The organism is Desulfovibrio sp. 1214_IL3152, from assembly GCF_036763055.1.
Taxonomy (GTDB): domain Bacteria; phylum Desulfobacterota; class Desulfovibrionia; order Desulfovibrionales; family Desulfovibrionaceae; genus Desulfovibrio.
The window spans coordinates 22875-28874 of record NZ_JBAIYW010000367.1; the positions used below are offsets into that span (position 1 = coordinate 22875).

The 6000-nt window shown below is 55.8% G+C and carries 6 protein-coding genes, 1 tRNA gene and 1 pseudogene; 5 read left to right on the forward strand and 3 right to left on the reverse strand.

The features are described 5' to 3' along the window. Positions 1-81: 81 nt before the first annotated feature. A complete protein-coding gene (locus V6C07_RS07905; protein WP_333535829.1) occupies positions 82-357 on the reverse strand; it encodes a type II toxin-antitoxin system RelE/ParE family toxin in 276 nt (91 codons plus the stop codon). Further along, entirely contained in the window at positions 354-641 is a 288-nt protein-coding gene (locus tag V6C07_RS07910; RefSeq protein ID WP_333535830.1) for a hypothetical protein, read from the reverse strand. The genes V6C07_RS07905 and V6C07_RS07910 overlap by 4 nt, the downstream gene beginning before the upstream one ends. A gap of 93 nt (positions 642-734) precedes the next feature. Between V6C07_RS07910 and V6C07_RS07915 the strand changes: the two are divergent. The 4 genes and pseudogenes from V6C07_RS07915 to V6C07_RS07930 all read left to right on the forward strand — a co-directional run. Then, positions 735-1721: pseudogene (locus V6C07_RS07915) on the forward strand (AAA family ATPase); the annotation flags it as partial. Positions 1722-2090: 369 nt separating this feature from the next. Continuing rightward, positions 2091-3113, forward strand: a complete 1023-nt coding sequence (locus V6C07_RS07920; RefSeq protein WP_333535832.1) for a DUF3150 domain-containing protein — start codon at positions 2091-2093, stop codon at positions 3111-3113. Between the two features lie 4 nt (positions 3114-3117). Next, positions 3118-4800 (forward strand): cobaltochelatase CobT-related protein, encoded by a 1683-nt coding sequence (locus V6C07_RS07925; RefSeq protein ID WP_333535834.1) that lies wholly within the window; start codon positions 3118-3120, stop codon positions 4798-4800. Positions 4801-5048: 248 nt separating this feature from the next. Beyond that, positions 5049-5207 (forward strand): hypothetical protein, encoded by a 159-nt coding sequence (locus V6C07_RS07930; protein WP_333535835.1) that lies wholly within the window; start codon positions 5049-5051, stop codon positions 5205-5207. A gap of 382 nt (positions 5208-5589) precedes the next feature. On the opposite strand, the gene V6C07_RS07935 is transcribed toward V6C07_RS07930, so the two are convergent. Then, a tRNA-Arg gene (locus tag V6C07_RS07935) sits at positions 5590-5666 on the reverse strand. A gap of 97 nt (positions 5667-5763) precedes the next feature. On the opposite strand from V6C07_RS07935, the gene V6C07_RS07940 reads away from it, so the two are divergent. Further along, positions 5764-6000: hypothetical protein (locus tag V6C07_RS07940; protein ID WP_333535837.1), on the forward strand; the 237-nt coding region annotated here is incomplete at its 3' end.

Genomic DNA, 6000 nt, shown 5'->3' on the forward strand with positions numbered 1-6000 from the left:
CATGACGACACCGAAGTAAACGGCGGTTTTTGGGACAATACGCTGGGCATGTGCCTTGTGCGGGAGATTGCATTTGGCTGATCAGGCTGGGTACTGCCGCGATGTGTGCAGAACGGTTACAATGCGTATCGCATCGGGTGAGCATGTGTACACAAGCAAATAGTGCTTATGGACAACAAGCTCACGGGTTCCGGCCACACGTCCTGGCTTGCCCATTTCAGGGAACGTCAACAGCTGATTCGCCTGACTGTTGAACAAGTCATCCAGCACGTTTGCAGCATGGCTATCATGCTCAAAAATGAAGGCATAAATCTGTTTCCGGTCTTCTAAAGATTGAGGAGCCCAGATCAGATTCATAGATATCCATCTCGGTCGGCTGTCAACGAAGATTTAAAGGCTCCCATCTGCGCAAGAGCCTGTTCCTGTGTCAGGCCACGGCCCTCCTTCAATTCTCGCAAGCCGCGCTCTACCTTGCCTTTAAACCACATGTCGTACTGACTCCTACGTGCGTCCTGCTGCACATATTCAGCCATAAACGCTCTCAGAAGTTCAGTGTTATCGCAGGCGTTCTTTTCAGCGACATGCGCAAAGGCATTCAACAGACTGGCGTCAACAGAAAAACTGACTGTTTGCTCTGGCATAAATACCCCCCTGTTTATAATGAGAATAGGGTCTTGCTTGCTTTCGGTCAAGCGCATAGCGGATAGCATACGCAATACAAAAAGGGAAAAACAATGAAAAACTCCATAGAGATAGATCTCTCCGCACTCCAGTCCACCGACCTTGACGCAGGTCAGGTTTTCAGCGGTAAGCCCTCTGGCACCACGGTCAGGGGTTATGCCGCTGCCTCGGCCTATACTCCGGCCATTGACCCTGACTATATTTTCCACGAATCCAGCCGCGACATCGTAGTTTGGTTTGTTAATCCTCAAGGGCTTCAGGAACCGCTCTATGTCTTTGGCCCCACGGGCTGCGGCAAAACAAGCTGCATCAAGCAGTTGGCGGCCCGCCTCAACTATCCTGTCTTCGAAGTGACTGGACACGGGCGGCTGGAATTCGCCGACCTGGTGGGGCACCTGACTGTCAAAGACGGTAACATGACCTTTGAATACGGCCCGCTTGCCCTTGCCATGCGGTACGGGGCGATAATTTTGCTGAATGAGATTGATTTAACTTCGCCGGAAATCGCCGCTGGCTTGAACAGCGTGCTGGACGGTTCCTCTTTGTGCGTAGCGGAAAATGGAGGCGAGATCATACCGCCGCACCCCATGTTCCGTTTCGTGGCCACAGCCAATACCAATGGTGCTGGTGATGACACGGGCCTCTACCAAGGAACCCAGAGGCAAAACCTTGCATGGCTGGATCGTTTCATCATCTGCGAAGTGGGCTATCCTGCTGCGGATGTGGAAAAGAAACTGCTAGCCCAGCGTTTCCCTTCGCTGCCCGAAACCCTCTGCGCCACCATGGTGGATTACGCCAATGAAGTCCGCAAACTGTTCATGGGCGAGGCTTCCACCGGCAACTTGACCAACACCATTGAAGTCACCTTCTCCACGCGCAGCTTGCTGCGCTGGGGAGATCTGACCGTGCGCTTTCAGCCCCTGGCCCATCGGGGCATCCAGCCAATCACCTATGCCCTTGACCGGGCACTGGCCTACCGGGCCAGCCGCGAGACCCGCGCCATGCTGCACGAACTGGCACAACGCATGTTTCCTCAACATACGGAAGCGCACATCAAGGCAATGGGGTCCGACCCAGAGGAAGAATTCCTGCAAGGTGAGCAAGCTTTGCGTTTCATGCGCGGCCAACTGCACACCACGCCGACGGTAACCAAGCCCCGCGTTCATCTTCAGGTAGTCCATAACCTTCCCGGCAAAAAGCATGATGGCAAATTCTGGGTCGGCGAGGCCCGGCCCGAAGGCCTTACGCTCCACTGGGGCAAACCTGACACCGCCGGGCAACAACACTTTATCCCCGCTGAAAATTGTGCGGGCAATAACTCCGTCCTCGAACTTGAATCCCGTGCAGCCAAAAAGCTCACGGAAGGCTACCTCCTCAACACGACAAAAAGTTCACTATAGGAGAGCATCATGACACACGTCCTTTCAGACATTCGCATTCTGGACAATTTGCTGGCCCTCAATCTCAACGTCAGCTTGTGGTCGGCCCGCCGCAAAATGAGTCAGGAGGACCTGGGCGGTGCGGAATTGCCGCCCGACGATCTGGCCTCTCTTGGCTCCAAGCGCATTGCCGACCCGGAAAACCTTAAAGTATTCGGCACACTCAAGGCCCGCGCCTTCAACTATCTGGACAGGCATGGGGTGCGCTTCATGTCCGGCTGGGCCATACCCGAAGAAAAGGCCGGTGAAATTGTGCAGGAGCTGCTCAGCATCCGCAGCGACTTCCAGAAAGAAAAGGAAGCCTTTCTGGCAAGCTATGACCAGAACGTCCAGGCCTGGATTGAAAAGCATCATCAATGGGGCGAAATCATCCGCAACTCCACCGTGGGGCCGGACTATGTTCGCAGCCGCATGGATTTTCGCTGGCAGCTCTATAAAGTGGCCCCTCTGGAACAGCATACGGACAATACCGCAGTGCTGGAGGCTGGTCTGGCAGAAGAGGTGCAGGGCCTGGGCGGCACGCTCTTCGGTGAAGTGGCCAAGTCTGCCGAAGACATATGGCGCAGGGTGTACCACGGAAAAACAGAGGTAACCCACAAAGCGCTTTCGCCCCTGCGGACGCTGCATGCCAAGCTCACGGGCCTTTCTTTCGTAGAACCGCATGTGGCCCCTGTAGCGGATATCGTGCAGGCTGCACTGCTGCGTATGCCCAAGAAGGGCAACATCAGCGGGCCGGACTTACTTCTCCTGCAAGGCCTGGTCTGCCTGCTCAAAGACAGTACGGCCCTCGTGGGGCATGCCCAGAAGATTATCGAGGGCTACGGCCCGGCCTTTGTGCTGGACTCCCTGCTGGCTGGGCCGGACGACACCTCAAGTGTGCAGGTGCATAACACCGCAGGCGAAGAATCAGTCGAAGAGCCTATTCTACCAGATATCCCTATGCCAGACGATGCGTTGCCACATCCTGTCATTCCCAGCCTGGGCTTGTGGTGACGCCATGATCCGTTCCAAAGATATCCTCAACTGTCTGCCCCTGCTTGCGTCAGTGCTGGGCGACCAGTACGGGGTGCAGGTGCGTATCGGCGGCAAGGAGGCCTGCACCAACGGTAAAGTCATTCAGTTGCCTTCATTGCCTATGGATTGCGAGCCGGAAATGTTGGCGTTGGCCAAAGGTTTTTGCGATCACGAGGCGGCCCATATACGGCACACGGATTTTGCTGTGTTGCAAGCCGCCAGGCTTGATCCTGTAACCTTCAACCTGCTCAACTGTCTGGAGGACTGGCGCATTGAAAAGCAACTGTCCGCCATCTTCCCTGGCTGCCGCCAGAATCTGAACTGGTTGATACGACGATTCTTTGTAGAGCAGGTACAGCCAAGGGCCGGGGGTGATTCCCCGGCCCTTGCTGTTTTGGACTATGTGTTGTTGACGGTGAGAGCCTGGGATGTGGAAGAGGTCAACAGGGTTCGACTGCAGGTCGCCGCGATCCTGCGGCAGCGCTTTCCCGGCCTCAAGGAAACACTGGACGCCATTCTGGCCAAGGTCCACATCCATTGCCCGGACACGGCTTCAGCCATCGCCTATGCCAGTCAGTTGGCACAAAGTATCCGGCAGTGGGAACCGCAGCAGCAGGCAAAACACGGTGAAAATCATAAGCCAGGTAAAGGAGACAAAGGCCGCTCATCTGGTACGGATGCGGGTATGGGGAATAGCGCTGACCACAGCGATTCCGCTTTACAAATGGAACAAAAAGGCTCGTCAGCTTGTACATCGCAAACAGACCTGTCCGCATCTTCATCTCACAGTAGAGCCAAGGATCAACTGACAGCCCTGCTGCATGCCGAGGCACAAGACCTGCCGCAAAACCTCGGAGAGCTTCTGTCGGCAAACCTTGCCAGCGAACTGACGGAATCAACAGCCGAAACGGTTACAGTCGCTGTTGAAGGCTTTCGACAGACTGGAGCATTGCCGGAAGCGCAAAAGCTGCAAGCACTCCAAGCCAGCATTGCCCTCCGTACCAGACTCCAGGGCTTTCTGCAGGCCCAGACGCAAAAGCGGTGCAGCATCGGTCGGCGCGGGGCCTTGCATACCGGATCGCTCCATAAACTACAAACAGGCAATCCGCGCATCTTCCGCAGAGAGGTGGAACAGCGGGGCCTCAACACCGCCGTACACATTCTACTGGACGTTAGCGGCAGCATGAGCGGCGCACCCATCGCCCTGGCAAGGCAGGCGTGCTTTGCGGTAACAAAAGCACTGGAAAATATCCAGGGCGTAAACCCTGCGGTCACGGCTTTTCCCGCGACGGCTTCCACAAGTTCCGTGTTCCCTATCATGCGGCACGGTCAAAAGGTGCCGGACTGCTTCGACATCAACGCATCCGGCGGCACCCCCCTAGCTGCGGCTTTGTGGTGGGCCATGCAGACCATGCTGTTCCTCAAAGAGCAACGAAAAATAATCCTGATCATCACTGACGGTGTACCCGATAGCACACACGCAGCACGACAGGCCTTGAATATAGCTCAAAAACTTGGTTTTGAGGTTTATGGCCTTGGCATCCGCGATGAACATATCGCTCATTTGCTGCCGCAGACGAGTCGGGTCATCAATGATCTGCCTGACCTGGTACCCGCTATGTTTAGTGTGCTTCAGGATGCGCTTCTGCAGGGAGGGGCTTCATGATGGTGCCACCAGACTTTTGCCACTGGAATCTGTACCGGGCGCTCCGTGCAATTCTCACACACAAACGGCGGCGCATCCCGCGCTGCTGACACCCAAGGAGGCAGTATGAACCCACTTGCATGGATACCTGTTGCCATCGCTGTACTGCAGGTCATCAAAGAAAACTGGGACGACTAACCATTAACAGGCACATAGGGGCGGGAGTTAGCCCGCCTCCTGCATTTATGCAACTGAAAAGGAGAATATTCATGAGCAAGACTTGGACATTCATTGGTGGCGAGGTGGCTGGTGCCGCAGGGGTATTCACTGCGGCGGGCGTAGCCGTGGCACTGGATGCCCGGAAAGATGGGAGTGGCGCCGTGGAAGAGCAGGATAAGCTGGCCCTGCCGGAAAGCGAAGGCAGGTAGAAATTGCGGGCGGGAAGCGGGGAAATCCCCGTTTCCCGCCTTGCATACCTATTTCAGCTTTCGTTTTTTGACAGTAGGGCTATAGGCAGGCCAGGACGCAACATGGGCGTTCCACAAGTGAATAGCGGCGGATTGGCTGATCGACTACTGCGAGGGATGATTATCGCAATCACAGCAGGCCAAACGGTAAGTGTCGTATGTCCTTCCATCTGTTGTAAGCGCAAATTTCAGGGCGCTGGTTCATTCATGGGGTTACCGGACGTGCCAACAATGTGCTATAGAATTGCATGGAGCCGTATCCATTTTCCGCAAAAAGGTTGGAAATAGGGTTGGAAAAATAAAAAGGCACTTACAGTGTATTCCTGTAAATGCCTAAATTTAATGGCGCGCCCGGCGCGATTCGAACGCACGACCTTTGGCTCCGGAGGCCAACGCTCTATCCGGCTGAGCTACGGGCGCATAAGAACTGTCTTGATATGCCGACTCGCCCTCCCTGTCAAGGGCGCAAAAGTACGCGTAACGTGTCGGGCGGACCCGGCCGCGATATGGCCGCGATATGGGCGAGGCCCGGGCAGCGCACATTCTCCAGCCCGACGGCGAGATTTCTTCGTTCGCCTTCCGCCGTACCGTCCTGGGGACAACTCCCGCCTTTGGCTCGTTTGCGTGCAGACCGCTTGTCAGGTATGCAAGCAACAGGGAGAACAACAATGACAAGCGCCATATCCCCATCCGCTTGGGCAGAACAGCCGGACAGGCGCGCTGCCGTACCCGCCTCTTCGTCTGCCGTCCCGCC